This window comes from Paraburkholderia xenovorans LB400 (assembly GCF_000013645.1).
GTDB lineage: Bacteria > Pseudomonadota > Gammaproteobacteria > Burkholderiales > Burkholderiaceae > Paraburkholderia > Paraburkholderia xenovorans.
On record NC_007951.1, the window covers coordinates 3,784,730 to 3,809,765 of the forward strand.

Sequence of the window (25,036 nt, forward strand, 5' to 3'; positions counted from 1 at the left end):
GTCTCCGCGTTCTACTTAAAGCACCTTGGCTTCGGTCTTCAGCTTCTCGACCAGTGTCTTCACATCCGGCACCTTCACACCGGCGGAGCGCTTCGGCGGCTCGACAACCTTCAACGTTTTCAGGCGCGGCGTGACGTCGACACCGAGATCTTCCGGCTTGATCGTTTCCAGCGGCTTTTTCTTCGCCTTCATGATGTTCGGCAGCGTCACATAGCGCGGCTCGTTCAGGCGCAGGTCGGTCGTGATGACTGCGGGCAGCGTCAGCGACAGCGTTTCAGCGCCGCCATCCACTTCACGCGAAACCGTCGCCTTGCCGTCAGCCACGACAACCTTCGAGGCGAACGTCGCCTGCGGCAATCCGGCCAGCGCCGCCAGCATCTGGCCGGTCTGGTTCGAATCGTCGTCGATAGCCTGCTTGCCGAGAATGATCAACTGCGGCTGTTCCTTGTCCACCAGCGCCTTCAGCAGCTTGGCAACCGCCAGCGGTTGCAGCTCTTCGCCCGACTCGATCAGGATCGCGCGATCCGCGCCGATCGCCAGCGCCGTGCGCAGCGTTTCCTGCGATTGCGTGACGCCCGCCGACACGGCGATCACTTCGGTCGCCACGCCTGCTTCCTTCAGACGCACCGCTTCTTCAACCGCGATTTCATCGAACGGATTCATCGACATCTTCACGTTCGCGATGTCGACGCCCGTGCCGTCCGACTTCACCCGGACTTTCACGTTGTAATCGACCACTCTTTTGACTGGCACCAGGATTTTCATGCACACGCTCCAAAGTTACGAATACGTCAACCCAGCGAGCATTATAACGACTGCCCTCGCGGCAGCCCTGTCGCGGGCGCTTTAGCAGGAGGATATCGCTCCTCAGCGGCGTGACGGCAATATCGAACGGTCGTTCTATTTTAATCTCGAAAAAACCCGGGAGACAACCCCGGGTTCCGACCTACGACTCTAATTTTGCATTGCCGTCCTGTCTTGCTTGTTCCGCAGGCTGCCGGCTCACCACGCGGTGATCACCGACCCGCCGAATTTGCTTTCAACGAACTGCTTCACTTCCGGCGAATGATACGCCGCGACCAGTTTGGCGACCCACGGCTTATTCCTGTCCGCCTCGCGGATCGCGATGACGTTCACATAAGGGCCCTTCGGATCTTCAATCGCGATGGCATCCTGCTTGGGCTTCAGACCCGCTTCCATCGCGAAGTTGGTATTGATCGCGGCAGCGTCCACGTCGTTCAGCGAGCGCGGAATCTGCGCGGCGTCGAGTTCGACGATCTTCAGCTTCTTCGGGTTGTCGACGATGTCGAGCGGCGTCGCCTTCAGCCCCGCATCGGCGCGCAGTTTCAGCAGGCCCTGCTTTTGCAGCAACAGAAGTGCGCGGCCGCCGTTGGTCGGATCGTTCGGCACCGCGATCTTCGCGCCCGACTGCAACTCGGCGAGCGACTTCACTTTCTTCGAGTAGATGCCCATCGGGTACGTCACCGTATCCGCGACGCGGATCAGCTTGTAGCCGCGGTCCTTCACCTGCGCCTGCAGATACGGGTCGTGCTGATAGCTGTTGGCGTCCAGATCGCCGCCGGCGAGCGCGGCGTTCGGCTGCACGTAGTCGGAGAATTCGACGACTTTGATGTTCAGGCCGTTTTTCGCCGCGACCGTTTTCACGACTTCCATGATCTGCGCATGCGGACCGCCGGTGACGCCGACCTTGATCGTGTCTTCAGCGTGAGCCATGCCGGTGGCGAACAGTGACGCGGCGCCGAGTGCGGCGGCCAGTTTCAGAATGAGACGACGTTGCATGTTGGACATTCCCGAATCTATCGATTTTGTTGTTTTACTTATGGCTCAAGCGACGCACGAGCCAATCCCCAAACGACTGCACCAGTTGCACGAAGACGATCAGAATCACCACGACCGTCAACATCACTTCCGGCAGGAAACGCTGATACCCATAGCGAATGCCGAGATCGCCCAGACCGCCGCCGCCGATCGCACCGGCCATTGCCGAATAGCCGACCAGCGAGACGAAGGTGATGGTCAGGCCGGCGACCACGCCCGGCAGCGATTCCGGCAACAACACCTTGAAGACGATCTGGCTGGTGGTCGCGCCCATTGCCTGCGCGGCTTCGATCAACCCTCGATCCACTTCGCGCAGCGCGGTCTCGACCAGACGCGCGATGAACGGCGCGGCGGCGATCGTCAGCGGCACGACGGCGGCCGCCGTACCGATCGACGAACCCACCACGAGGCGCGTGAACGGAATCACGGCCACCAGCAGGATGATGAACGGCGTCGAACGAACCGCATTGACGACCACACCCATCACGCGATTCACCGCGATGTTCTGCAGCACGCCCTGGCGATCCGTCAGATACAGCAGCACACCGAGCGGCAAACCCACCAACGCGCCGACCAGTCCGGAAATGCCCACCATCACGAGCGTTTCCCAGAACGACTGGACGAACATATCCAGCATTTCACTCAACATACGAGAGCTCCTCCACCACCACACCCTGTTCACGCAGATACGTCAATGCCTGCGCCACCTTCGCCGGTTCGCCGCCCGCCAGCACCGCGAGCGAGCCGAACGCCTGCCCCTGGATCTCGTCGATCTGGCCGTGCAGGATGTTGAAGTCGAGTTCGTAACGGCGAATGGTTTCCGACAGGATCGGCTGATCGACGCCGGAGCCGGTGAACGCGAGCCGCAGCAAATGGCCGCTGCCCGTCTTGAGCCGCTCCGCGACGCGTGCCTTCATGGCGGGCGGCAGTTCCTGCGCGATCACGTCGCCGATCAACGCGCGCGTGACTTCATGATGCGGTTGCAGGAACACGTCGATAACCTTGCCCTCTTCGACCACGCGGCCCGCATCCAGCACCGCGACGCGGTCACAGACCTGCTTGATCACGTCCATCTGGTGCGTGATCAGCACGATCGTCAGGTTCAGTTCGCGATTGATACGCCTGAGCAGGTCGAGGATCGAGCGCGTGGTTTCGGGATCGAGCGCGGACGTTGCCTCGTCGGAGAGCAGCACTTTCGGCTTGCTCGCCAGCGCCCGCGCGATACCGACGCGCTGCTTCTGGCCACCGCTGATCTGCGCCGGATAGCGATCCTTCTGCGCCGTCAGGCCGACCAGTTCGAGCAGCGGCAACACGTTCGCTTCGATTTCATCGCGCTTCATGCCGGCCAGTTCGAGCGGCAGCGCGACGTTCCCGTACACCGTGCGCGACGACAGCAGGTTGAAGTGCTGGAAGATCATGCCGATCTCGCGACGCGCCTCGCGCAGCTGGGCGGCCGGCAGCGTTGTCAGATCGCGGCCGTTAACGACGATGTTGCCTTCGCTCGGGCGCGTCAGCAGGTTGATGGTGCGCACGAGCGTACTCTTGCCCGCGCCGCTGCGGCCGATGATGCCGAACACCTCGCCCGCCGGAATTGACAGATTGACGTTGTGCAGCGCCTCGACCGAGCCCCGGGGCCCGGCGAACCGCTGGGAGATATTGCGTATTTCGATCATGGAAAAACGAAACGGCGGAGACTGTCAGCGCGCGTCTTGCGCTCGCGACAAGCGGCCGCCGTTGCTTTTATTGGGATTTGAGCCGGCAATTCTACCGCAGCGCCGACATTCCCTTTAATAATCAATTACGATCTTTTCATAACCGGTTGGAATTAGAGGCCTGCCCGGTGCGAGATGCTCGCGCGCGCGACGGCGCTGCGTCTATGATCGGGCGGAACAAAATCAACATCAGAATCAGGATAAACGGCAGTCATGGAGACATCCCCAGGCAGCATCATGCAGCCCGTCGCGGGCAAGCGGAACGCCGGCGAGCCGCTGCGCTCGTCGGTCACGGCCGGCGACGGCGTGCAATTGCCGCTATACCGCTGGCCGGCCGCCGCGCCGACGCGCGCCACCGTGGCGCTGATCCACGGGCTGGCCGAACACGCCGGCCGATACGCGGCGCTGGCCGGGCGGCTGAACGCGGCCGGCATCGAACTGGTGGCGATCGATCTGCGCGGCCACGGCCACGCGCCCGGCAAGCGGGCCTACGTGAGGCGCTTCGACGACTATCTGCTGGACGCGCAAGCCTTGCTCGATGCCGCGGCGCAAAGTTGCGCGCCGCTCTTCCTGATGGGCCACAGCATGGGCGGCGCCGTGGCCGCGCTGTATGCGATCGAGCGCCTCGAAGCGAGCGGCCGGCGCCTGAACGGCCTGATCCTGTCGAGCCCGGCGCTGGCGCCCGGCCGCGACGTGCCGCGCTGGATGCTCAAGCTAAGCCAGGTGATCAGCCGCCTCTACCCGAGCTTCCCGGCGATGAAAATCGACGCCGCGCTGCTCTCGCGCCTTCAACCCGTGGTGAACGCCAATCGCGCCGATCCGCTCGTGCATCACGGCGCGATTCCCGCGCGCACCGGCGCGGAACTGCTGCTGGCGATGGCGCGCATCGAACGCGGCCGGGCGGGCTTGCGTGTGCCGCTGCTGGTCTATCACGGCACCGCCGACAAGCTCACCGAACCCGAAGGCAGTCGCGACTTCGGTCAGCACGCGGGCTCGCCGGACAAGACGCTCACCCTGCACGAGGGCAGCTATCACGAGACGATGAACGACATGGACCGCGATCGGGTGATCGGGGCGTTGATCGAGTGGATCGAAAAACGGCTGGTGGTTAGAACCTGAACGGCGCCTTGAACGACGCCGCTAGCCTGCGTCCCGTTTCCAGTCGGGCGGCCGTTTGTCAATGAACGCCTGCACACCTTCGAGCGCCGACTCATCCATCATGTTGCAGGCCATCGTCTGGCCGGCGAGCTGGTAAGCCGCTTCGATACCCATCTCCAGTTGCCGGTAGAAGAGACCTTTTCCGGCGCTCACGGCTTCGACGGGTTTCGCGCAGATGCTGGCGGCGAGCCGCGCGAGTTCCGCGTCGAGCGCATCCGCCGGGACCACGCGGTTCACGAGACCTTCCCGCTTCGCGCCCACGGCGTCGATAAAATCGCCGGTGAGCAGCATTTCGAGCGCCGCCTTACGCGACAGGTTGCGCGACAGCGGCACCGACGGCGTCGCGCAGAACAGCCCGAGATTCACACCCGAAACGGCAAAACGCGCCGTGTCGGCCGCGACCGCCAGATCGCACATTGCGACGAGCTGGCAGCCGGCCGCGGTGGCAATGCCTTGCACGCGCGCGATCACCGGTTGCGGCAGGCGCTGGATCGTCATCATGAGCTTCGTGCAGCGGGCGAACAGCGCCTGGTAGTACGCGAGCGACGGCGCCGCGCGCATTTCCTTCAGATCGTGTCCCGCGCAGAACGCCCGGCCCGCGCCGGCGATCACAACCACGCGCGCGTCCGACCGGCCAATCTCGCTCAATGCCGTTTGCAGGTCGTCGAGCAGGGCTTCGGAGAGCGCGTTAAAGGCATCCGGCCGGTTCATCGTCAAACGCACGACGCCCGGCACACCGTACGCGCCGTGTTCGATCTCGACCAGTGAAGCGTTGCGCGCCTCGGCGTTCATGACTCACTCCTCATTGGGTGGATGGCGAGCGCGCGCGGTGCGGCGGCTCAGATCCCGGCCAGCGAGCGCATGTGGGCAACCACGCTGCGCCCGAGCGCGGACAGGTTATAGCCGCCTTCGAGACAACTGACGATCCGCCCGCGCGAATAGCGCTTCGCGATCTCGCGCATCTGATCGGTGATCCACGCGTAATCGTCTTCGACGAGACCCATGTTGCCGAGATCGTCCTCGCGATGCGCGTCGAAGCCGGCCGAGATGAACAGCATCTCCGGCTTGAATTCATGCAGGCGCGGCAGCCACAGCATGTCCACCGCCTCGCGCACCGCCATGCCTTTCGAGCGCGCCGGCAGCGGCACGTTGCACATGTTGGGCGCCTGGTTGTCGGCGCCGGTGAACGGGTAGAACGGATGCTGGAAGAAGCTGCACATCAGCACGCGCGAGTCGCCCGAGAACGCCGCTTCGGTGCCGTTGCCGTGATGCACGTCGAAGTCGATGATCGCGACGCGTCCCAAGCCGTGCACTTCGAGCGCATGACGCGCGGCGATCGCGATATTGTTGAAAAAGCAGAAGCCCATCGCGCGCGCCGGCTCGGCATGGTGACCCGGCGGCCGCACGCTGCAGAACGCGTTGTCGTAACGGCCTTCGATCACCGCATCGGTCGCGGCTACCGCAGCACCCGCCGCACGCAGCGCGGCTTGCAAGGTGTGCGGGTTCATCGTCGTATCGGGATCGATTTCGGCCATGCCTTCAGGCGGTGACCGGCTGCGGATGTAATCGATGTGGGCTTGCGTATGCACGCGCAGCAGCGCGGCTTCGTCGGCAAGCGGTGCCGACTCGCGCTCGATCAGCGAATCGATGCGGCTCGCGATCAATTGGTCTTCGATTGCCTGCAGGCGCGCTGGGCACTCGGGATGCCATTGCCCCATATCGTGCAGCAGACAGTCGGCGTGGGAATAAAAGCCAGTTGCCATGATTCTTTTCTGCGGCGACGCACCTTGTGGCGCGTGCGGCGTGTCTCCATCCAGGGGTGCGCCCCCTCGGCGCGCCAACATTCATCAAGTTACCACACGATGCGGCTGTGACGCGTCAGGCATAGTTTTGCAGGAGGCGTCGGGTATACTGCCCCGATCGGTTTTTTCCCCCGTCTTTCCCTTGTCCCTTACGCACTGCGCCCCTTGCTCACTATGACCGTCAAGCTTGCTCTGTCTGCACGAAACCGGCTACGCACCAGAAGCCTGGCCGCCGCACTGTCCGTCGCATCGTGCATGTTCATGGCAACCAGTCCCGCGATCGCGCAAAGCGTCGGCAAAAAGCCACCTGTGCTGCTCGCGCAAAGCCAGCCGCAACCCGCTGTGCCGCAAGGGCAAACGTTTGAAGAAGAGATCATCCCTCAGCGCTACGCGAACAATCCCAATGTGGACGCGTTCATCAACGACATGACCGCGCGTTACGACTTCGACGAGGCCGCACTGCATGCGCTCTTTGCCGGCGTGAGTTATTCGGCAACCGCGGTCAAGCTCGTAACGCCGTCACCCTCGCCGTCGGTGAAGAACTGGCGCGTGTATCAGTCGCGCTTTCTCGACCAGGTCCGCATCAATGCCGGCGTGCGTTTCTGGCGCGCGAACCAGGCCACGCTGCAGCGTGCCTATGAGGAATTCGGCGTGCCGCCGGAAGTGATCGTCGGCATTATCGGCGTGGAGACGATCTATGGGCGCTTCATGGGCAACTTCCGTGTGCTCGACGCGCTCACCACGCTCAGCTTCGATTATCCGAACACCGCCAATCGCGCGGATCGCCAGGCAACCTTCCGCAAGAATCTCGAAGACTACCTGGTGTGGACGCGCGACTCGCAGATCGACCCGACCTCGGTGCTGGGCTCGTACACCGGCGCGATCGGCATTCCGCAGTTCCTGCCGAGCAGCATCGTGCAATACGCGGTGAGCTACGACGGCAACCGGCAGATCGACCTGCGCACGAGCCAGGCGGACGCGATTGGCAGCGTGGCGAATTATCTGCGTCAGAACGGCTGGGAAAGCGGCCGGCCGGTGGTGTGGAAGATCGGCTCGGACGCCGGCAGCCTGGGCGTCGCGCAAGCAGCCGCCGACGGTCAGCCGGAGCCGCACTGGCCGCTCGATCAATTGCTGCGCGCCGGCTTGCTGCTGAACGAGCCCGGCGTGGATATCGCGTCGGAAGCGGGCACGCCGGTGACGGTAGTGGATCTGCCCTCGCCGGGACGCGGCACCGAGTTCGTGCTCGGCCTGAAGAATTTCTATGTGCTGACGCGCTATAACCGCAGTTTCTTCTATGCGCTCGCGGTCTACCAACTGGGCCAGCGCGTCAAGGCGCAGATGGAAGCAAGCGACGCCGCAAACGCCGGCAACGGCGCGGCAGCGCCGGCTGGCGCATCGCAATAGACGGATCAGACGCTAGCGGGCGCGACGAGCCCGCCTCACGGGTGGACATGAAAAAAGCGCCGGTTGCGAATCGGCGCTTTTTTCATTGACGGACGAGAAACGCCGCAGAGCGTTTAAGCGGGAAACACACCCGTGGACAGATAACGGTCGCCGCGATCGCAAACGATGAACACGATGGTCGCGTTCTCGACCTGCCGCGCGACGCGCAGCGCCACTTCGCACGCGCCGCCCGACGAGATGCCGGCAAAGATGCCCTCCACCGACGCCATACGGCGCGCCATAGCCTCGGCGGCGGCCTGGCTCACGTTCTCCACACGATCCACGCGGCTGCGATCGAAAATCTTCGGCAGATAGGCTTCCGGCCATTTGCGGATGCCCGGAATGCGCGAACCCTCTTCGGGCTGCGCGCCGATGATCTCGATCGCCTGGTTCTGTTCTTTCAGATAGGTGGACACGCCCATGATCGTGCCGGTCGTGCCCATCGACGACACGAAGTGGGTAATGCGCCCTTCGGTATCGCGCCAGATTTCCGGCCCCGTGCCTTCGACGTGCGCGGCCGGATTGTCGGGATTGGCAAACTGGTCGAGGATGATGCCCTTGCCTTCGCGCTGCATCTGCTCGGCCAGATCGCGTGCGTACTCCATGCCGCCCGTGACCGGCGTGAGCACGATCTGCGCACCGTATGCGGCCATGCTCTGACGGCGTTCCACCGACAGATCTTCCGGCATGATCAGCACCATCTTGTAGCCACGGATCGCGGCCGCCATAGCCAGCGCGATGCCGGTGTTGCCGCTGGTCGATTCGATCAGCGTGTCGCCGGGCTTGATGCGCCCGCGCGCTTCCGCTTTCTTGATCATCGACAACGCCGGGCGATCCTTCACCGAACCCGCGGGGTTGTTGCCCTCGAGCTTCGCAAGGATCACGTTGTTGCGGCTGCGGATCTCGTCGTCGGGGAGCCGGACGAGCTGCACGAGCGGCGTATTGCCGATCGTGTCTTCAATCGTTTTGTAAGCCATATCGGTTCGGGTGCTGTCGGTGCGCGAAGTCTTGATCCGTCGATTCTAAACCACCGTGCCCGCACCTGCCGCGCGGCCCTTCTGTGCGCATGGATGCAGGCGCCCGTCAGCGAGCGCCCGCAACGCAAAAAGCCCGCGGCTGAGAACCGCGGGAGCCAGTCATCTGCATGACAGCTGAAGGAGTGTTCGTGACGACTCCGACCATGAAGGAAAACTGCACGGCGGAGCGGGCGCGCGACTATCCGGCCCACGCGCCCGCTCCGTGTCAGGCTATTTCTTCACCGCCACCGTTGCACTGTTCTTCGGCGCGTTGGCCGGAACGGCCGCGCCTTTGGTCTGTGCAGACGCCGCAGCCTGCGCGTTAGCAGCCGCGCCAGCCGGACCGACAGCGAGACCCTCCGCCTGCAGGCGCTCGACGGTATGCCCGCCCATGCCCTTGACGCGCTTGCCGAGATCGGCCGGGTCCTTGAACGGACCATGCGCCGCACGCTCGTCGAGAATGGCTTTCGCTTTGGCAGGACCGATGCCCTTGATGCCGCGCAGCGCGTCCTCATTAGCCGTGTTGACGTCGACCGCCGCATAAGCGTGGCCGAAAGCGGCGAGCATGGCCGCGGTAACCAGAATTTTTCGAAACATATGGAATCTCCCTCGTACAACCGGTTGGCGACCATCACCAACCGGGAGATTCCAGTTTAAAGAGGGATCCGAATTATTTACACCTGGCCGAACAGCCAACGTACGTAACGATCGACACCTTCCTGTACGCTCAGGAACGGCGCGTCGTAGCCGGCCGCGCGCAACTTCGACTGATCCGCCTGCGTGAAGCACTGGTATTTGCCGCGCAACGCATCGGGGAACGAAATGTATTCGATCAGCCCGCGCTGCACCTGTTCCGCGAGCGACAGCGCCGGTTCGTTGTTCAGCGAGCGCAGCGTGTTGACCACCGTGCTGGCGATGTCGTTGAACGGTTGCGCGCGGCCGCTGCCCAGGTTGAAGATGCCCGACTTGTCCGGATTGTCGAAGAAGAACAGGTTGACCTTCACCACGTCTTCAACCGAAACGAAGTCGCGCGTCTGCTCGCCCGCCGCGTAGCCGTTGTATTCGCCGAACAGCTTGACCTTGCCCTCGGCGCGGAACTGGTTGAAGTTGTGAAACGCCACCGACGCCATGCGCGCCTTATGCGTTTCGCGCGGCCCGTACACGTTGAAATAACGGAAGCCGGCAATCTGGCTCTTCGCCGTGGGCAGCACGCGGCGGATCACCTGATCGAACAGGAATTTCGAGTAGCCGTACACGTTCAGCGGCTGCTCGACTTCGCGCTCTTCGACGAAACGGCTCGACCCGCCGTACGTCGCCGCCGAGGATGCATACAGGAACTGGATGTTCTGCGCGAGGCAGACGTCGAGCACCTCGCGGCTATAGCGGAAGTTGTTGTCCATCATGTAGCGGCCGTCGGTTTCCATCGTGTCCGAACAGGCGCCTTCGTGGAAAATCGCGCGCACCTTACCGAAGTCGCCGCGCCTGAAGCGTTCGACGAACTCGGTCTTGTCGAGATAGTCGTCGATCTCGCAGTCGACGAGGTTTTTGAATTTGTCCGCGCGCGTCAGATTGTCCACCGCGATGATGCGCTGTTCACCGCGCTCGTTGAGCGCCTTCACGAGATTGCTGCCGATGAAACCGGCCGCGCCGGTGACGATGAGGGTCATGATTGATGATCCTGCGGTAGTGAGCTTTGCATGGGATCGGAGTCGGCGCTCTGTGCCGACTCCGATCGACAGGTTCAGTTGACGTTCCGCGGATCCCTCTGCACGCCGTTCATGACTCAAGCGCAGCGAGAGACCCGGCGGTTCGCGTCAATGAAAAAGTTCGTCGTAGTCGACGGTGGCGGTGCCGAGTTTGCCGACCACGATGCCGGCCGCGCGATTCGCGAGCGCAACCGCCTCGACCAGCGTGAGACCCGCGCCGAGCATGGCGGCGAGCGTGGCGATCACGGTGTCGCCGGCGCCCGAGACATCATACACTTCGCGTGCGACAGCCGAAGCGTGCAGGACGCCGTCGTCCGAGAAGAGCGTCATGCCCTCTTCCGAACGCGTCAGCAGCAGCGCCTTGAACTGCAGTTCGGCGCGTAGCTTCGTCACGCGCGCGAGCAGATCTTCTTCCGATTTCCAGTGCCCGACCACCTCGCGCAACTCGGCGCGGTTCGGGGTGATCAGAGTGGCGCCGCGATAGCGTTCCCAGTCGTCGCCCTTCGGATCGACCAGCACCGGCTTGCCCGCCGCATGGGCCTTCGAGATCATCTGCGTGACGTGGGTCAGGCCGCCCTTCGCGTAATCGGACATCAGGATCACGTCGTGCGATGGCAGCAGTTCGTCGAATCGCGCGAGACCCGCGAGCAGCACTTCGTGCGCCGGCGAGTTTTCGAAGTCGACGCGCAGCAACTGTTGCTGGCGTGACAGCACACGCAGCTTGATCGTGGTGAGGAGCGCCGGATCGCGTTCGAGATGCGGCTTTACGCCGCTCTCGTTCAGCAACTGCACGATGCGCTCGCCGGGCTCGTCATGGCCGACCACGCATAGCAGGCCTGCTTGCGCACCCAGCGCGACCGCATTGCGCGCGACGTTCGCCGCGCCGCCGAGGCGGTCTTCCTGACGCTGCACCAGCACGACCGGCACGGGCGCTTCCGGCGAAATGCGGTCCACGTCGCCGAACCAGTAGCGATCGAGCATCACGTCGCCCACCACCAGCACGCGCGCCGCGGCGAGCTGTTCGCGCGGCACGCTGGTGAGCTGCGGCGCGGGCGTGGACGGAGCGGCGCCGGGCGCGATCTCAGACATCGGCCGGAAGTTCAGAGGGTTGGGCATAAGGGCGTCCAATCGAGTGATAGTCGATGCCGAGCTCGGTCATCGCGTCCGGTTCATACAGGTTGCGTCCGTCGAAAATCAGCGGCGATTTCAGCACCGATTTCAGATGGACGAAGTCCGGGCTCTTGAATTCTTTCCATTCGGTCACGATCACGAGGGCGTCGGCGCCCGTGAGCGTTTCGTCCTGCGTGGTCGCGAAGGTGAGACGCGCGAACTGCTCCGGTGCGTCATGCAGGTCGATGGCGAATACGCGGCGCGCTTCGGTCACCGCGACCGGATCGTACGCGCGCACATGCGCGCCGCGCGCCAGCAGTTCCGCGATCAGGCGGCGGCTCGGCGCCTCGCGCATGTCGTCGGTATTGGGCTTGAACGCGAGACCCCACACCGCGAACGTGCGGCCGCTCAGATCGTTGCCGAGCTTGCTCGTGATCTTGTGCACCAGCACGTCTTTCTGCCTGTCGTTCACTTCTTCGACCGCTTCGAGAATGCGCAGATTGTGGCCGCTTTCGCTGGCCGTGCGGATCAGCGCCTGGACGTCTTTGGGGAAGCACGAGCCGCCATAGCCGCAACCGGCATACAGGAAGTGATAGCCGATCCGTGGATCGGAACCGATGCCGCGGCGCACCGCCTCGATATCCGCGCCGACGCGGTCCGCCAGATTCGACATTTCGTTCATGAACGAGATGCGGGTGGCGAGCATCGCATTCGCCGCGTATTTCGTGAATTCGGCCGAGCGCACGTCCATGTACAGCGTGCGTTCGTGATTGCGGTTGAACGGCGCGTACAGACGCTTCATCAGTTCGCGCGCGCGCGAGCCGGCTTCGTCTTCGTCGAGGCCGATCACGATGCGGTCGGGGCGCATGAAGTCGTCGACCGCCGCGCCTTCCTTCAGGAATTCGGGATTGGACACCACCGAGAAGCCGTGTTGCGCGCTGCCGGCAAGTCCGCGTTTGGCCAGCTCTTCTTCGACCACCGCGCGCACGCGCTGCGCGGTGCCGACCGGCACCGTCGATTTGTCGACGATCACCTTGAAGCCGTTCATGGTGCGGCCGATGTTGCGGGCCGCTTCGAGCACATATTGCAGATCGGCCGAACCGTCTTCGTCCGGCGGCGTGCCGACGGCGATGAACTGCACGTCGCCGTGCGCGACGCCGGCTTCGACATCGGTGGAAAACGTGATGCGGCGCGCCGCGCGTGTGCGGGCGATCATCTCCTGCAAGCCCGGCTCGTGAATCGGCACGCCGCCGTTATTGAGGATTTCGATCTTGCGCGGATCGACGTCCAGACAGAAGACGTCGTGGCCGATCTCGGCGAGACACGCGCCAGTGACGAGACCCACGTAGCCCGTGCCGATAATGGTGATTTTCATACGCTATCCGGTAGAGGGTTCCGGTGATGATTCCCGGCGATGAAGCCGGTCACGAACATGTTGCAAATTCCGCCCGCGCAGGGGCAGTTGCCGTGCGCGGCGCAACCGCGCGGCCGAAGCCGGCGTCGCCGCGCGCGTCAGTTCGATGCGGTGATCGGCTCGACGCGGCGCGGCGCATAGGTTTCCCAACCGCTGCAACCCGGGCACTGCCAATAGAAAAGCCGCGCCCTGAAGCCGCAATTCTGGCACGTATACCGTGGCAGATTTTTGGTGCGCTGGCGAATCAGCGTGCGCATCAATTCGAGTTCGCTGCGCCGCGGTTCTTCCGCGACGGCTTCCTGCGCCTCCAGCAGCCGCGTCATGCCCGCCAGATTCGGCGACTTCTGCATTTGCGAACGCGCCAGCGTATGCGCGGCCTCGGGTCCGCGCAGAGATGCGACGTGCTGATAGGCGACATCGAGCAGATCGTTGGTCGGATAGCGGTCCACCCACGTGGTAAGCAGATCGGCGCCATCTTGCGGGCGGCCGAGCGCCTCGTAGGCTTTCATCAGCTTTTCGGCGACCAGCGGAAGATACGCCGGGTTCTGCTCCTCCACGCGCCGCCATTGGGCAATCGCAGCTTCCGGCGCGCCGCCGGCCGCGTCGACGTCGCCGAACAGGATCGTGGCGCGCACGTTGGTCGGGTTCGCCTTCAGGGCGAAGCCCAGTTGGCGGCGGGCCTCGTCCGGCTTCTTCTGCTGTAGCGCTTCCTGCGCGAGTTCGCAGTGGAACTGTGCGATTTCCTTGTCGAGCGACTCCGCGCCCATCGTTTCCAGATGACGGGCCGTGTCGATCGACTTGACCCAGTCCTTCTCGATCTCGTAGATGGTGAGCAGCGCGCGCTGCGCGCCCAACGCGTAGTCACCGGTTTCGAGCGAGCGGAAGGTTTCCTCCGCGCGATCGAGCAGACCCGCTTTCAGGAAGTCCTGCCCCAACTCGTAAAGCGCGTGATCGCGCTCGCTGACCGGCAGATCGGCGCGGCTCAACAGATTCTGATGCACGCGAATCGCGCGGTCGGTTTCACCGCGGCGACGGAACAGATTGCCCAGCGCGAAGTGCAACTCGACCGTTTCGGGATCGAGCTTGACCACTTCGATGAACGCATCGATCGCCTGGTCCGGCTGTTCGTTGAGCAGGAAATTCAGGCCGCGAAAATACGAGCGCGGCAGATTGGCGCTTTCGGACAGCAGCGTCTTGAGGTCGTAGCGCGCGGCCATCCAGCCGAACGCAAAAGCGACGGGTATGACAAGCAGCCACCAGAAGTCTAGATCCATGCGATTAATGCAAATGTGCGCGAAAGCGAAAACGGGAAGCCACGCTCAAAATGCGCGGCAGGAGAAATTCAGATCAGCGGCGGCATGGGCGGTTGTTCGACCACGACTGGGGTTTCGCGCGCCACGCGCAATTCGCGCTTGAGCCGGCCATTTTCCATACGCAAGCGCAGCATAGCCGGCACCGACGACACCAGCCCCGCCAGCAACCCGACCACGAAGAAAACGAGGCCGATCAGGATCAAGGGCTGCGACCACGTGTAACCACCGGGGAATCTCAGCGTAGCAGGATCTGTGTTGGAAAGCGCCAGCACCAGCAGCAGCACGAACACCAGCACCCGGATCAGCCAGACGATAAATTTCATGAATAGGTCTCTTGACGGCAGTTGCGGGGTGACGCCGGCTTGATGACGCGTCGCGCCACGGTGTTGCCCGCGCCGAAGTGACCCGTATTGTAATTGAAGCCTTCGCGGCTGGGCAGGAACTGGCGGATTGCGGGCGGCCGCCGCTGTGTCGCGCCGCATCTTGCCGCAAGCGGAGACGCGGGCGGACACGTCGGTTTTCCACGGTTCGCTGTTATGTAAGCCGGGCTGTGCGGGTATGCGCCGCGTCGATGGGGGCGAAAACACGCAAAACAAAACACGCAAACGACAGGCGAAAAAAAAGCGCCCGAAGGCGCTTTTTCTGGTCTTTTGCCGACTGGCTTTGGCCGCTGACGCTACCTATGCCACACTGCAAACGGCACAGCGAAGCATTTACAGGTCGTCATCCGGATCTTCGGCCTTCAGCGGCTCGCCCGCGCGACGATCTACCCGCTCACGCAATTCCTTGCCTGGCTTGAAGTGCGGTACGTACTTCTCAGGTACCAACACCTTCTCGCCCGACTTCGGATTACGCCCGACGCGGGAGGGACGGCGGTTAAGGCCGAAGCTGCCGAAGCCGCGAATTTCAATGCGATGACCGTTGGCAAGCGCCTCCGACATCGCATCAAGCATCGTCTTCACCGCGAAATCCGCATCTTTAAGAACAAGTTGCGGAAATCGCGTAGCCAGCTGGGCGACCAATTCCGATTTGGTCATACTGCAGCAGACCTCTCAAGAAAACGCCGGGCCGCCCCCAAGTTTTCCTGGCCCCCTTGGGGGGCCTGGCGCGAAGCGACAGGTTTGGGGGCGCTCCTCAATTACTGGTTCTGGCCGTCGAGCTTGGCCTTCAGCAGCGCGCCGAGGTTCGTCGTGCCGGTGGCAGCCGAGCTCGAGTCCGACGAAGCCAGGCCGCGGATCGCTTCCTGTTGCTCAGCCGAATCCTTGGCCTTGATCGACAGGTTGATACCGCGCGACTTGCGATCGATGTTGATGATCATCGCATTGACCTTGTCGCCGTCCTTCAGCACGTTGCGAGCGTCTTCCACGCGGTCTTGTGCGATTTCCGAAGCGCGCAGGTAGCCTTCGACTTCAGCCGACAGCTGAACCACGGCGCCCTTCGCGTCCACCGTCTTGACCACGCCGTCGACGATCGAACCCTTGTCGTTCATGGCAACGAAGTTGCTGAACGGGTCGCCTTCGAGCTGCTTGATGCCCAGCGAAATGCGTTCCTTCTCGACGTCGATGCCGAGAACGATCGCTTCCACTTCGTCGCCCTTCTTGTACTTGCGAACCGCTTCTTCGCCCGTTTCCGACCACGACAGGTCCGACAGGTGAACCAGACCGTCGATACCGCCCGGCAGACCAATGAAGACGCCGAAGTCGGTGATCGACTTGATTGCGCCTTGCAGCTTGTCGCCCTTCTTGAAGTTGCGGCTGAAGTCGTCCCAGGGGTTCGGCTTGCATTGCTTCATGCCGAGGCTGATACGGCGGCGGTCTTCGTCGATTTCGAGAACCATGACTTCGACTTCGTCGCCCAGTTGCACAACCTTCGACGGTGCAACGTTCTTGTTCGTCCAGTCCATTTCCGACACGTGAACCAGGCCTTCGATGCCCGATTCGACTTCGACGAATGCGCCGTAGTCGGTGATGTTGGTGACCTTACCGAACAGGCGCGTGCCCGACGGGTAACGGCGCGAGATACCTTCCCACGGATCGTCGCCCAGTTGCTTGATGCCCAGCGAAACGCGGTTCTTTTCTTGATCGAACTTGAGGATCTTAGCGGTGACTTCCTGGCCAACCGACAGCACTTCGCTCGGGTGACGCACACGACGCCATGCGATATCGGTGATGTGCAGCAGGCCGTCGATACCGCCGAGGTCCACGAACGCGCCGTAATCGGTGATGTTCTTCACCACGCCTTCCACGATCGCGCCTTCCTTCAGCGTTTCGAGCAGCTTTGCGCGCTCTTCGCCTTGGGTCGCTTCGATCACGGCACGGCGCGACAGCACGACGTTGTTACGTTTGCGGTCGAGCTTGATGACGCGGAATTCCAGCGTCTTGCCTTCGTACGGGGTCGTGTCCTTGACCGGACGCGTGTCGACCAGCGAACCCGGCAGGAACGCGCGGATGCCGTTGACCATGACGGTCATGCCGCCCTTGACCTTGCCCGTGATCGTGCCGGTCACGAGTTCGTTGTTGTCGAGAGCCTTTTCCAGCGACAGCCACGAAGCGAGGCGCTTCGCCTTGTCGCGCGACAGGATCGTGTCGCCATAGCCGTTTTCCAGCGCGTCGATCGCGACGGAAACGAAGTCGCCCGCCTGCACTTCTACCTCGCCCGCGTCGTTCAGGAACTCTTCGAGCGGGATGTAGGCTTCGGACTTGAGACCAGCGTTGACGACCACGAAGTTGTGGTCAACACGCACGACTTCGGCGGAGATCACTTCGCCGGCGCGCATGTCTTGCTTGGTCAGCGACTCTTCGAACAGAGCCGCAAAAGATTCGGTATTCGGGGTAGAGGTTTGCAGGTCGGACATAAAAATCAAAATTTGCATGGTTCTCGCGGTGCCCGGCTGGCCGGACGGTCAGCAATATCGGCAAGAATGCGAATGCCACGCGGGGTTAAGGGGTTAACACAACGCCTCGCGACGACGCGCGAAGCACCTACTGACAACGAACTTCTACTGCGCCCGCCGCTGATGCACAACCAGTACTTTCATCAGGCATGCGGGACTAAAGCTTCATACCATTGCACCACCTGCTCGACCGCCTGGTCGACCGACAATGCGGAGGTATCGAGCAGCTTTGCATCCGCTGCAGGCTTGAGCGGCGCGGCTACGCGCTGACTGTCACGCTCGTCGCGCTCACGCAAATCCCGGAGCAAGTCATCTATATTAGCAGAAAATCCTTTTTGGATCAATTGCTTATGCCGCCGCGCCGCGCGGGCCTCGACGCTGGCAGTCATGAACACCTTCAGCACGGCATCCTGGAAGATGACCGTGCCCATGTCGCGGCCGTCGGCAACCAGCCCCGGTTCCTTACGGAACGCCCGCTGGCGCGCCACCAGCGCGGCGCGCACGGGCGCGTGCACGGCGATCGCCGAGGCGCGGCTGCCCACTTCCTCGGCGCGAATTTCGGCCGACACGTCGACGCCGTCGAGTTGCGCCAGCCCTTCGCGAAAAGTGATATGCAGATCGTCGATCAGCTTTACAAGGGCGTCGACGTCGTGCGCCTCAATGGTGTAGCGCAGGCTGGCAAGCGCGGCGAGACGGTACAGCGCGCCGCTGTCCAGCAAATGGAAGCCGAGGCTCGCGGCAACCAGCGCGGCCACGGTGCCTTTGCCGGAGGCACTCGGGCCGTCGATCGTGATGACGGGCGTCTGGTGAAAGGGACGGGTCGGTTTCATCGAAAAAGTCGCACGTCGGTCGATTCGGGGTCGAATCAGGGTTGAGCAAGCGCAATGAAGCGCTCGAAATAATCGGGAAAAGTCTTGCCGACGCACTTCGGGTCGTTGATACGGACCGGTACGCCGCCGAGACTCACCAGCGAGAAGCACATGGCCATGCGGTGATCGTCGTAGGTGTCGATGGCGGCGTTCGGAATCAGCTTTTCAGGCGGCTCGATGATGATGAAGTCCTCGCCTTCCTTCACCTTGGCGCCGACCTTGCGCAGTTCGGTCGCCATTGCGGCGAGCCGGTCGGTTTCCTTCACGCGCCAACTGGCGATATTGCGCAGCGTGGTGGCGCCGTCCGCGAACAGGGCCGCGACAGCGATCGTCATTGCAGCGTCGGGAATCAGGTTGCAGTCCATGTCGATCGGCTCGAGCTTGCCGCTGTCGTGGCCGACGCCGCGCACCTCGATCCAGTCGTCGCCCATCTGCAGGTTCGCGCCCATCCTGATGAGCGCATCGGCAAAGCCGACGTCGCCCTGGATGCTGGCCCGGCCGACGCCCTCCACTTTCAGCGGCCCGCCGCCGAGCGCGCCGGCCGCGAGGAAATACGAAGCGGACGACGCGTCGCCCTCCACCATGATGCTGCCCGGCGACTGATAGCGCTGCCCCGCCGGCACGACGAACTGATGCCAGCCGTGGCGTTCGACCTTGATGCCGAAGCGCTCCATCAGCTTGAGGGTGATCTCGATGTACGGCTTCGAGATCAGTTCGCCGTCCACCTGCACGGTGCTCACGCCGCTTCCGGTCCGCACGAGCGGCAGCGTCATGAGAAGCGAGGTCAGGAACTGGCTCGACACGTCGCCGCGCACGGTGATCGGCGCGTCGGCATTGATCTGCCCGGGGCGAATCCGCAGCGGCGGATAGCCTTCGTTCTCTTCGTAGTCGATCTTCGCGCCGAGTTGGCGCAGGCCGTCGACCAGATCGCCGATCGGCCGCTCGTGCATGCGCGGCACGCCGTGAATCCGATAGTCGCCACCATTGACCGCCAGCGCCGCCGTCAGCGGACGCACCGCCGTGCCGGCGTTGCCGAGAAACAGATCCGCCGTGCGCGCCGTGAATGCGCCGCGCGTGCCGGTCACGACGCAGGTGTCGCCGTCGCGCTTCAGACGCACACCGAGTTTTTCGAGCGCGTCGAGCATCACGCGGGTGTCGTCGGAGTCGAGCAGGTTCGTGATCGTCGTTTCGCCTTCGGCGAGCGCCGCGAGCAGCAGCACCCGGTTCGAGATGCTCTTCGAGCCAGGCAGACGAATCGTGCCGGACGCGCGAGAGAACGGTCCGAGATCGAGGAATTCCATGATTGAGTCCAGTTTCCGGTTATTTCGACGCGTCGCCATTGGCGACGCCGCCAGCGCGCTGTTCCTGCCATTCGGTGCGCGCCACGCGCGAGCGTGCGAACACGGTTTCGAGAGCGGCGCCGTCGGCGGCTTCGATTGCCGCGCGCAGGCGGGCAAGTACCGCCGTATACGCATCGAGTTCGTCGAGCAGCGCGACCCGATTGGCCACGCAGACGTCGCGCCACATTTCCGGGCTCGACGCGGCTATGCGCGTGAAGTCGCGGAAGCCGCCCGCCGCGAACGAAAATTTCAGCGCCGCATCGGGTGAATTGAGAATCTGCTCGACCAGCGCGAACGAGAGCAGGTGCGGCAAATGGCTGACCGATGCGAACACGCGGTCGTGCTGCCCGGGCGCCATGTCTCGCACGAGCGCGCCGGTGGCCCGCCACATGGCCGCGACGCGCTCCACGGCTGCCGGCGCGTTCTCCGGCAGCGGACACAACACGACATTGCGGCCAACATACAGGTCGGGCAAGGCTGCCTCCACGCCGCTTGCTTCGCGGCCGGCAATCGGATGCCCTGGCACGAACTGGCCGATACGCGCGCCGAGCGCCGCACGCGCGGCGGCGACCACGTCCGACTTGGTGCTGCCCGCGTCGGTGACGATCGTGGCCGGATCGAGAAACGGCGCGATGCGTTCGAGCAGCGGCTGTGTCTGCGCGACGGGCGCGGCCAGCAGCACCAAGTCGGCGCCGGACAAGGCTTCGCGCAGCGAGGCGGCGTCGTTCAGCGCCGCCGAGCCGTCGATCACACCCAGCTCCAGAGCACGCCCGGTCGAGGCGGATGAACGTCCGACGCCGATCACCGTACGCGCACCCTCAGTCCCGCTCCGTTCGCGCAACGCGCGCGCAAGCGATCCGCCGATCAGGCCGACACCGAAAATTACCAGTTTGTCAAAAGAAAACGCGGCCACGTCGGTCACAAATAGAGCGCGCCTGTCATGCCGACGAGGCGCGCGGGTCAAGGGTTACCGCTTACACGGTGGCGAGCGCTTTTTCGAGCGCCGCAACGAATGCTTCGTTTTCTTCCGGCAGGCCGATCGTGACGCGCAGCCATTGCGGCAAGCCGTAGTTGCCGACCGGCCGCACGATCACGCCCTGCTTCAGCAACGCCAGGTTGACGCGGTTGCCCGCTGCGTCGTCGTTGCCGACACGTACCAGCACGAAGTTGCCGTCCGAAGGCACATATTCCAGACCGAGCTTGTCGAACGCTTCGGTCAAACGGCGATAGCCTTGCGCGTTCAACACGGCGCTCTTCTCCAGAAACGCCCTGTCGTTCAGCGCGGCGATCGCCGCGGCTTGCGCCAGCGTGTTCACGTTGAACGGCTGACGCAGACGATTCAGCAGATCGGTCAATTCAGGCTGTGCGATCGCGAAACCCACGCGCAAACCGGCAAGGCCGAACGCCTTCGAAAAGGTTCGCGACACCAGCAGATTCGGATAGCGGCGCACCCACGCGATCGAGTCGTAGCGCTTCTCCTGCGGCAGATATTCCGTGTATGCCTCGTCGAGCACGACGACCACGTTGCGCGGCACCTTGTCGAGAAACGCTTCGAGCTTCGCGCCTTCGATGAACGTACCGGTCGGGTTGTTCGGATTGGCGACGAAAATCAGGCGCGTGTCGTCGGTGATCGCCGCGAGCATGGCGCCGAGGTCATGACCGTACCCGACAGCCGGCACGACGATCGCGCGAGCGCCCAGACCTTGCGTGGCCAACGCGTAAACCGCGAACGAGTACTGTGCATAGACGATCGACTGGTCCTTTTCCACAAACGCGTGTGCGGCGATTTCGAGGATGTCGTTGCTGCCGTTGCCGAGCGTGATCCAGTCGGCCGGCACGCCGTAGCGCTTGCTCAGCGCGGCCTTCAGTTCGAACGCGTTGGCGTCGGGGTAGCGGCCCAGTTCGCTGGCGGCCTGCGCCATCGCGCGCTGCGCCGATTCCGGCATGCCGAGCGGATTCTCGTTCGAGGCCAGTTTCACGATGGTCTTTTCGTCCAGATCGAATTCGCGAGCCACTTCCGAAATCGGTTTACCCGCGACGTAAGGCGCAATGGCACGCACGTAGGAAGGACCGAAAGACGCTGTCATGAGAATCTCCGAACGACTATGAGTAATGGGATGTGCGGCTGGCGCGCCCGGTACAGCGTGCCGCCGCTTGAATATCATCAGCGGGCGCGCGGATACGAGCCCAGAATCTTCAGGAACGCAGCCTTCTCGCCGAGTTCGGCGAGCGCGGCCGCAACCGCCGGATCGTCGCGATGGCCTTCGAGGTCGATGTAGAAGTAATACTCCCACGTGCCGACGCGCGCCGGACGCGATTCGAAGCGCGTCATGGATACGCTGTGGCGTGCCAGCGGTTCGAGCAGCTTGAATACGGCGCCAGGCTCGTTATGCACGGAGACGATCAGCGACGTCTGGTCATAACCGCTCGGGCCGGCGGGCTGCTTGCCAATCATCACGAAACGCGTGCGGTTGTGCGGATCGTCCTGAATCAGCGCATACGCCACCTGCAAGCCGTAGTGCGTCGCGGCGCGATCGCCGGCGATGGCTGCCACGGTCGGGTCTTCCGCCGCCATGCGCGCCGCTTCCGCATTGCTCGACACTGCCTGGCGCTCCAGATGCGGCGCGTTGGTCGACAGCCAGCGCTGGCACTGCGCAAGCGCCTGCGCATGCGCGCACACGCGCGTCACGCCGGTGAGGCCGCCATTCAGCGTCAACAGATTGTGGTGGATCGGCAAAGCCAGTTCGCCGCCGATCGTGAGTTGCGTTTGCAGCAGCAGATCGAGCGTGCGCGACACTGCGCCTTCGGTCGAATTCTCGACCGGCACGACGCCGAATTCCGCGGCGCCGGCCTCGACCGACCGGAACACTTCGTCGATCGACGAACACGGCAGGCCTTCGATCGACTGACCGAAGTACTCGTGCATTGCCTGTTCGCTGTAGGTGCCGACCGGGCCGAGATAAGCGGCCTTGATGGTCTTTTCGAGCGCGCGGCTCGCGGCCATGATCTCGCGCCAGATCGCGCTGATATGCTCGCTCGCGAGCGGCCCTTCGCTCATGTCCTGCAGACGCGCGATCACCTGCTGTTCGCGCTCCGGCCGAAACACCGGCGCGTTGAAATGCTTCTTGACCTCGCCCACTTCGAGCGCTACCGCGGCGCGTTGATTGAGGAGCGCGATCAACTGCGCGTCGAGGGCGTCGATGCGCTCGCGAAGAGGTTTGAGTCGGGTATTGAGTTCGTCGTCCATGCGTGAAAACGGCCTTGCCGGTGGCTGCTGCACAAATGCGTGCTGGAAAGGATGCACGCGCCGTGATGACTCAGGCGCTGCGCTGTTCGAATTCCTTCATGTATTCGACAAGCGCTTTGACGCCCTCGAGCGGGACGGCGTTATAAATCGACGCCCGCATGCCGCCGACGGACTTGTGGCCCTTTAGCTGCACCATTCCCCGCGCTTTCGCGCCGGCCAGGAAATCTTCGTTGCGGGACTCGTCGGCGAGGAAGAACGGCACGTTCATCCGCGAGCGCGAACCGCGTTCGACCTTGTTCAGATAGAAGCTGCTCGCGTCGATCGCGTCGTACAGCAGCTTCGACTTTTCGAGGTTACGCGCTTCCATCGCGGCAAGGCCGCCCTGCTTCTTCAACCACTTGAACACCAGCCCGGCGATGTAGATCGCGTAAGTGGGCGGCGTGTTGTACATCGAATTGTTCTCGGCGACGATCTTCCATTCGAACGCCGACGGGCAGATCGGCTGCGCGCGATCGAGCATGTCTTCGCGCACGACCACCACCGTCACGCCCGCCATGCCGATGTTCTTCTGCGCGCCGCCGAACAGCACGCCGTATTTGGCGATGTCCATAGGACGCGACAGGATGTGCGACGAGGCATCCGCCACGAGCGGAATATCGCCGAGATCGGGGATCTCGAATGTCTCGACGCCGTGGATCGTCTCGTTCGTGCACAGATGCACGTAAGCCGGGTCGTCCGACAGTTGCCATTCCGAGCGGGCGGGCGCGCGGGTGAAACCATCGGCTGTCTGACCGCTCGCCGCCAGATGCACGGTGCCGTACTTCTGCGCTTCCCTGAACGACTTCTGCGACCACGAACCCGTCACGACGAAATCCGCGCGCGGCTTGGCGCCCATCAGGTTCATCGGCACGATTGCGTTCTCGCCCAAACCGCCACCTTGCAGGAACAGGATGCGGTGACTCGCCGGCACCTGAAGCAGGTCGCGCAGATCGACGAGCGCTTCCTCATGGATCGACATGAACTCTTTCCCGCGATGGCTCATTTCCATCACGCTCATGCCGCTGCCTTGCCAATCGAGCATTTCGTCGGCAGCTTGACGCAGAACTTCTTCGGGCATGGCCGCTGGGCCGGCGGAGAAATTAAAGACGCGCATCGTGAGATCCTGGAAGCGGGCGCGAAAAATGAAGATCGCGCAAAAATCGGCGAAGCTGACAGCCGGGCCGGCATTGACCGTGAAGATGACAACGCGATTGTGCCGGCGCGATTTTCTGACGCGGGTTTCGGACCATTTCGCGCCGAAAAAGAAAATGGCCGTCTGCGCGTGTGCGCAAACAGCCATTATCGCATTGTCACAGCCAAGCCGCCAAACCCGGCACGCCATGCAGCCAGTGAGGCGGGCTCAGCGGGCGGCGGCTGGCGCGATATCCACGCAGCCCGAAGGCGTTGGCTTACTTTGCCGGCTTGACCGAAGCGACTTCCTTGTCGGCCTGGTCACGCGTTGCCTTGATCGATTGCGGCATGTACTTCTGCATCAAGCCGTTCACGACGTCACGGCCAACCTGGTCTTGCACCTGGATGAACTTGCGGCCGGTCGGGCTCTTGTAGAACGTAGTCAGATCCTTGATTTCCGACGTGCTGTAGTACTTCGCGTAGGCGTCGTACTGAGCTTGCATGGCGTCCTGGCGGAAGCTGTCCGTTGCGAACACCTGGCCTGCGCCGTCAACCAGCTTCGGCACTGCGTTCTTTTGCAGCGTCGGCACGGAAGCCTGCTTCTGCTTGTCCGTCATTGTCTTGTTTTCGCTCAGCGCGTCCGACAGGATGGCCGGAACCAGCTGCTTGGCTTGCATCTGGGCGCTGTTGCCGATCGCGCCGACGAGCTTCTGCGCGTCGATTGCGTCCAACAGGTCCTTGATTGCAGCCTGCTTGGCCGGATCAACCGGTGCCGCGGCAGCAGCCGGAGCCGCCGGAGCCTGGCTCTGAAGCGCTTGAGCCATAGCGAAGGTCGGCACGAGGGCAGCCAGCAACATCAGTTGTTTGAATCGTTTTTGCATCATTACTCCCTAATAGAAATGAACTTGAACAGCAAGCTGCGCGAGATACGTATCAGCCCGACACGCCATTATTCCCGGCACAGCTTTCAACCAGTCACTGAGTCTGTAAGACGCTGACACGAA

General features: G+C 63.1%; 25 protein-coding genes. 3 read left to right on the plus strand and 22 right to left on the minus strand.

Annotation, left to right across the window (positions count from 1 at the left end):
• Positions 1-15 precede the first annotated feature (15 nt).
• From BXE_RS16965 to BXE_RS16980, 4 genes are all read right to left on the minus strand, one after another.
• Positions 16-765 (minus strand): electron transfer flavoprotein subunit beta/FixA family protein, encoded by a 750-nt coding sequence (locus BXE_RS16965; protein WP_011489465.1) that lies wholly within the window; start codon positions 763-765, stop codon positions 16-18.
• Positions 766-1,002: 237 nt separating this feature from the next.
• Positions 1,003-1,800 carry a MetQ/NlpA family ABC transporter substrate-binding protein gene (locus BXE_RS16970; protein ID WP_011489466.1) on the minus strand — a complete coding sequence of 266 codons (798 nt, stop codon included), beginning with the start codon at positions 1,798-1,800 and terminating at the stop codon, positions 1,003-1,005.
• A 34-nt stretch (positions 1,801-1,834) separates the two neighbouring features.
• Positions 1,835-2,488, minus strand: coding sequence for a methionine ABC transporter permease (locus BXE_RS16975; protein ID WP_007180902.1), 654 nt, complete (start codon positions 2,486-2,488; stop codon positions 1,835-1,837).
• A complete protein-coding gene (locus tag BXE_RS16980) occupies positions 2,478-3,512 on the minus strand; it encodes a methionine ABC transporter ATP-binding protein (RefSeq protein ID WP_011489467.1) in 1,035 nt (344 codons plus the stop codon). The genes BXE_RS16975 and BXE_RS16980 overlap by 11 nt, the downstream gene beginning before the upstream one ends.
• A gap of 252 nt (positions 3,513-3,764) precedes the next feature.
• On the opposite strand from BXE_RS16980, the gene BXE_RS16985 reads away from it, so the two are divergent.
• Positions 3,765-4,670: an alpha/beta hydrolase gene (locus tag BXE_RS16985; protein WP_011489468.1), complete on the plus strand. Its 906-nt coding sequence runs from the start codon at positions 3,765-3,767 to the stop codon at positions 4,668-4,670.
• 21 nt (positions 4,671-4,691) lie between these two features.
• Here the strand turns inward: BXE_RS16985 and BXE_RS16990 are convergent, their stop codons facing one another.
• Both BXE_RS16990 and BXE_RS16995 read right to left on the minus strand, forming a co-directional pair.
• Positions 4,692-5,501, minus strand: a complete 810-nt coding sequence (locus BXE_RS16990) for an enoyl-CoA hydratase (protein WP_011489469.1) — start codon at positions 5,499-5,501, stop codon at positions 4,692-4,694.
• A gap of 47 nt (positions 5,502-5,548) precedes the next feature.
• On the minus strand, positions 5,549-6,472 hold the full coding sequence (locus tag BXE_RS16995; protein ID WP_038457477.1) for a histone deacetylase family protein: 924 nt from the start codon (positions 6,470-6,472) through the stop codon (positions 5,549-5,551).
• Between the two features lie 294 nt (positions 6,473-6,766).
• Here BXE_RS16995 and mltB point away from each other — a divergent pair, with 294 nt between their 5' ends.
• Positions 6,767-7,915, plus strand: a complete 1,149-nt coding sequence (gene mltB, locus BXE_RS17000) for a lytic murein transglycosylase B (RefSeq protein WP_038457474.1) — start codon at positions 6,767-6,769, stop codon at positions 7,913-7,915.
• A gap of 113 nt (positions 7,916-8,028) precedes the next feature.
• Here mltB and cysM read toward each other — a convergent pair whose 3' ends face one another.
• From cysM to serC, 15 genes are all read right to left on the minus strand, one after another.
• Complete coding sequence (gene cysM, locus BXE_RS17005) at positions 8,029-8,931, minus strand: cysteine synthase CysM (RefSeq protein ID WP_007180896.1); 903 nt, start codon at positions 8,929-8,931, stop codon at positions 8,029-8,031.
• 270 nt (positions 8,932-9,201) lie between these two features.
• Entirely contained in the window at positions 9,202-9,567 is a 366-nt protein-coding gene (locus BXE_RS17010; protein ID WP_011489472.1) for a ComEA family DNA-binding protein, read from the minus strand.
• A gap of 77 nt (positions 9,568-9,644) precedes the next feature.
• Entirely contained in the window at positions 9,645-10,637 is a 993-nt protein-coding gene (gene rfaD / locus BXE_RS17015) for an ADP-glyceromanno-heptose 6-epimerase (RefSeq protein WP_011489473.1), read from the minus strand.
• Positions 10,638-10,784: 147 nt separating this feature from the next.
• Positions 10,785-11,792: a D-glycero-beta-D-manno-heptose-7-phosphate kinase gene (rfaE1, locus tag BXE_RS17020; RefSeq protein ID WP_081435538.1), complete on the minus strand. Its 1,008-nt coding sequence runs from the start codon at positions 11,790-11,792 to the stop codon at positions 10,785-10,787.
• Positions 11,758-13,161, minus strand: coding sequence for a UDP-glucose dehydrogenase family protein (locus tag BXE_RS17025; protein ID WP_011489475.1), 1,404 nt, complete (start codon positions 13,159-13,161; stop codon positions 11,758-11,760). The genes rfaE1 and BXE_RS17025 overlap by 35 nt, the downstream gene beginning before the upstream one ends.
• Before the next feature lie 137 nt (positions 13,162-13,298).
• Complete coding sequence (gene lapB, locus BXE_RS17030; protein ID WP_011489476.1) at positions 13,299-14,474, minus strand: lipopolysaccharide assembly protein LapB; 1,176 nt, start codon at positions 14,472-14,474, stop codon at positions 13,299-13,301.
• Positions 14,475-14,542: 68 nt separating this feature from the next.
• Positions 14,543-14,836: a LapA family protein gene (locus BXE_RS17035; RefSeq protein WP_011489477.1), complete on the minus strand. Its 294-nt coding sequence runs from the start codon at positions 14,834-14,836 to the stop codon at positions 14,543-14,545.
• 390 nt (positions 14,837-15,226) lie between these two features.
• Positions 15,227-15,550 carry an integration host factor subunit beta gene (locus BXE_RS17040; RefSeq protein ID WP_011489478.1) on the minus strand — a complete coding sequence of 108 codons (324 nt, stop codon included), beginning with the start codon at positions 15,548-15,550 and terminating at the stop codon, positions 15,227-15,229.
• 101 nt (positions 15,551-15,651) lie between these two features.
• Positions 15,652-17,385 (minus strand): 30S ribosomal protein S1, encoded by a 1,734-nt coding sequence (rpsA, locus tag BXE_RS17045; RefSeq protein WP_012433974.1) that lies wholly within the window; start codon positions 17,383-17,385, stop codon positions 15,652-15,654.
• A 164-nt stretch (positions 17,386-17,549) separates the two neighbouring features.
• The gene (gene cmk / locus BXE_RS17050) at positions 17,550-18,236 is read right to left on the minus strand and encodes a (d)CMP kinase (RefSeq protein ID WP_011489480.1); all 687 of its coding nucleotides are present in this window, start codon (positions 18,234-18,236) and stop codon (positions 17,550-17,552) included.
• Positions 18,237-18,271: 35 nt separating this feature from the next.
• Positions 18,272-19,576 (minus strand): 3-phosphoshikimate 1-carboxyvinyltransferase, encoded by a 1,305-nt coding sequence (gene aroA / locus BXE_RS17055; protein WP_011489481.1) that lies wholly within the window; start codon positions 19,574-19,576, stop codon positions 18,272-18,274.
• Positions 19,577-19,595: 19 nt separating this feature from the next.
• On the minus strand, positions 19,596-20,537 hold the full coding sequence (locus tag BXE_RS17060; protein WP_038457466.1) for a prephenate dehydrogenase: 942 nt from the start codon (positions 20,535-20,537) through the stop codon (positions 19,596-19,598).
• Between the two features lie 52 nt (positions 20,538-20,589).
• Positions 20,590-21,702 carry a histidinol-phosphate transaminase gene (hisC, locus tag BXE_RS17065; protein ID WP_011489483.1) on the minus strand — a complete coding sequence of 371 codons (1,113 nt, stop codon included), beginning with the start codon at positions 21,700-21,702 and terminating at the stop codon, positions 20,590-20,592.
• A gap of 77 nt (positions 21,703-21,779) precedes the next feature.
• Entirely contained in the window at positions 21,780-22,862 is a 1,083-nt protein-coding gene (gene pheA, locus BXE_RS17070) for a prephenate dehydratase (protein WP_011489484.1), read from the minus strand.
• A 70-nt stretch (positions 22,863-22,932) separates the two neighbouring features.
• Positions 22,933-23,979: a 3-phosphoserine/phosphohydroxythreonine transaminase gene (serC, locus tag BXE_RS17075; RefSeq protein WP_233518768.1), complete on the minus strand. Its 1,047-nt coding sequence runs from the start codon at positions 23,977-23,979 to the stop codon at positions 22,933-22,935.
• Between serC and BXE_RS45900 the strand changes: the two genes are divergently transcribed.
• The gene (locus BXE_RS45900) at positions 23,869-24,327 is read left to right on the plus strand and encodes a hypothetical protein (protein ID WP_233518866.1); all 459 of its coding nucleotides are present in this window, start codon (positions 23,869-23,871) and stop codon (positions 24,325-24,327) included. The two genes, serC and BXE_RS45900, sit on opposite strands and share 111 nt — an antisense overlap.
• On the opposite strand, the gene BXE_RS17080 is transcribed toward BXE_RS45900, so the two are convergent.
• A complete protein-coding gene (locus BXE_RS17080; RefSeq protein ID WP_011489486.1) occupies positions 24,311-24,913 on the minus strand; it encodes a DUF2059 domain-containing protein in 603 nt (200 codons plus the stop codon). The two genes, BXE_RS45900 and BXE_RS17080, sit on opposite strands and share 17 nt — an antisense overlap.
• Positions 24,914-25,036 lie beyond the last annotated feature (123 nt).

Coding starts and splice junctions, on each gene's coding strand:
- BXE_RS16965 (WP_011489465.1), bottom strand. CDS start 765: ATGAAAATCCTGGTGCCAGTCAAAAGAGTGGTCGATTACAACGTGAAA.
- BXE_RS16970 (WP_011489466.1), bottom strand. CDS start 1,800: ATGCAACGTCGTCTCATTCTGAAACTGGCCGCCGCACTCGGCGCCGCG.
- BXE_RS16975 (WP_007180902.1), bottom strand. CDS start 2,488: ATGTTGAGTGAAATGCTGGATATGTTCGTCCAGTCGTTCTGGGAAACG.
- BXE_RS16980 (WP_011489467.1), bottom strand. CDS start 3,512: ATGATCGAAATACGCAATATCTCCCAGCGGTTCGCCGGGCCCCGGGGC.
- BXE_RS16985 (WP_011489468.1), top strand. CDS start 3,765: ATGGAGACATCCCCAGGCAGCATCATGCAGCCCGTCGCGGGCAAGCGG.
- BXE_RS16990 (WP_011489469.1), bottom strand. CDS start 5,501: ATGAACGCCGAGGCGCGCAACGCTTCACTGGTCGAGATCGAACACGGC.
- BXE_RS16995 (WP_038457477.1), bottom strand. CDS start 6,472: ATGGCAACTGGCTTTTATTCCCACGCCGACTGTCTGCTGCACGATATG.
- mltB (WP_038457474.1), top strand. CDS start 6,767: ATGTTCATGGCAACCAGTCCCGCGATCGCGCAAAGCGTCGGCAAAAAG.
- cysM (WP_007180896.1), bottom strand. CDS start 8,931: ATGGCTTACAAAACGATTGAAGACACGATCGGCAATACGCCGCTCGTG.
- BXE_RS17010 (WP_011489472.1), bottom strand. CDS start 9,567: ATGTTTCGAAAAATTCTGGTTACCGCGGCCATGCTCGCCGCTTTCGGC.
- rfaD (WP_011489473.1), bottom strand. CDS start 10,637: ATGACCCTCATCGTCACCGGCGCGGCCGGTTTCATCGGCAGCAATCTC.
- rfaE1 (WP_081435538.1), bottom strand. CDS start 11,792: ATGCCCAACCCTCTGAACTTCCGGCCGATGTCTGAGATCGCGCCCGGC.
- BXE_RS17025 (WP_011489475.1), bottom strand. CDS start 13,161: ATGAAAATCACCATTATCGGCACGGGCTACGTGGGTCTCGTCACTGGC.
- lapB (WP_011489476.1), bottom strand. CDS start 14,474: ATGGATCTAGACTTCTGGTGGCTGCTTGTCATACCCGTCGCTTTTGCG.
- BXE_RS17035 (WP_011489477.1), bottom strand. CDS start 14,836: ATGAAATTTATCGTCTGGCTGATCCGGGTGCTGGTGTTCGTGCTGCTG.
- BXE_RS17040 (WP_011489478.1), bottom strand. CDS start 15,550: ATGACCAAATCGGAATTGGTCGCCCAGCTGGCTACGCGATTTCCGCAA.
- rpsA (WP_012433974.1), bottom strand. CDS start 17,385: ATGCAAATTTTGATTTTTATGTCCGACCTGCAAACCTCTACCCCGAAT.
- cmk (WP_011489480.1), bottom strand. CDS start 18,236: ATGAAACCGACCCGTCCCTTTCACCAGACGCCCGTCATCACGATCGAC.
- aroA (WP_011489481.1), bottom strand. CDS start 19,576: ATGGAATTCCTCGATCTCGGACCGTTCTCTCGCGCGTCCGGCACGATT.
- hisC (WP_011489483.1), bottom strand. CDS start 21,702: ATGACAGCGTCTTTCGGTCCTTCCTACGTGCGTGCCATTGCGCCTTAC.
- pheA (WP_011489484.1), bottom strand. CDS start 22,862: ATGGACGACGAACTCAATACCCGACTCAAACCTCTTCGCGAGCGCATC.
- BXE_RS45900 (WP_233518866.1), top strand. CDS start 23,869: ATGGATCGACATGAACTCTTTCCCGCGATGGCTCATTTCCATCACGCT.
- serC (WP_233518768.1), bottom strand. CDS start 23,979: ATGCCCGAAGAAGTTCTGCGTCAAGCTGCCGACGAAATGCTCGATTGG.
- BXE_RS17080 (WP_011489486.1), bottom strand. CDS start 24,913: ATGCAAAAACGATTCAAACAACTGATGTTGCTGGCTGCCCTCGTGCCG.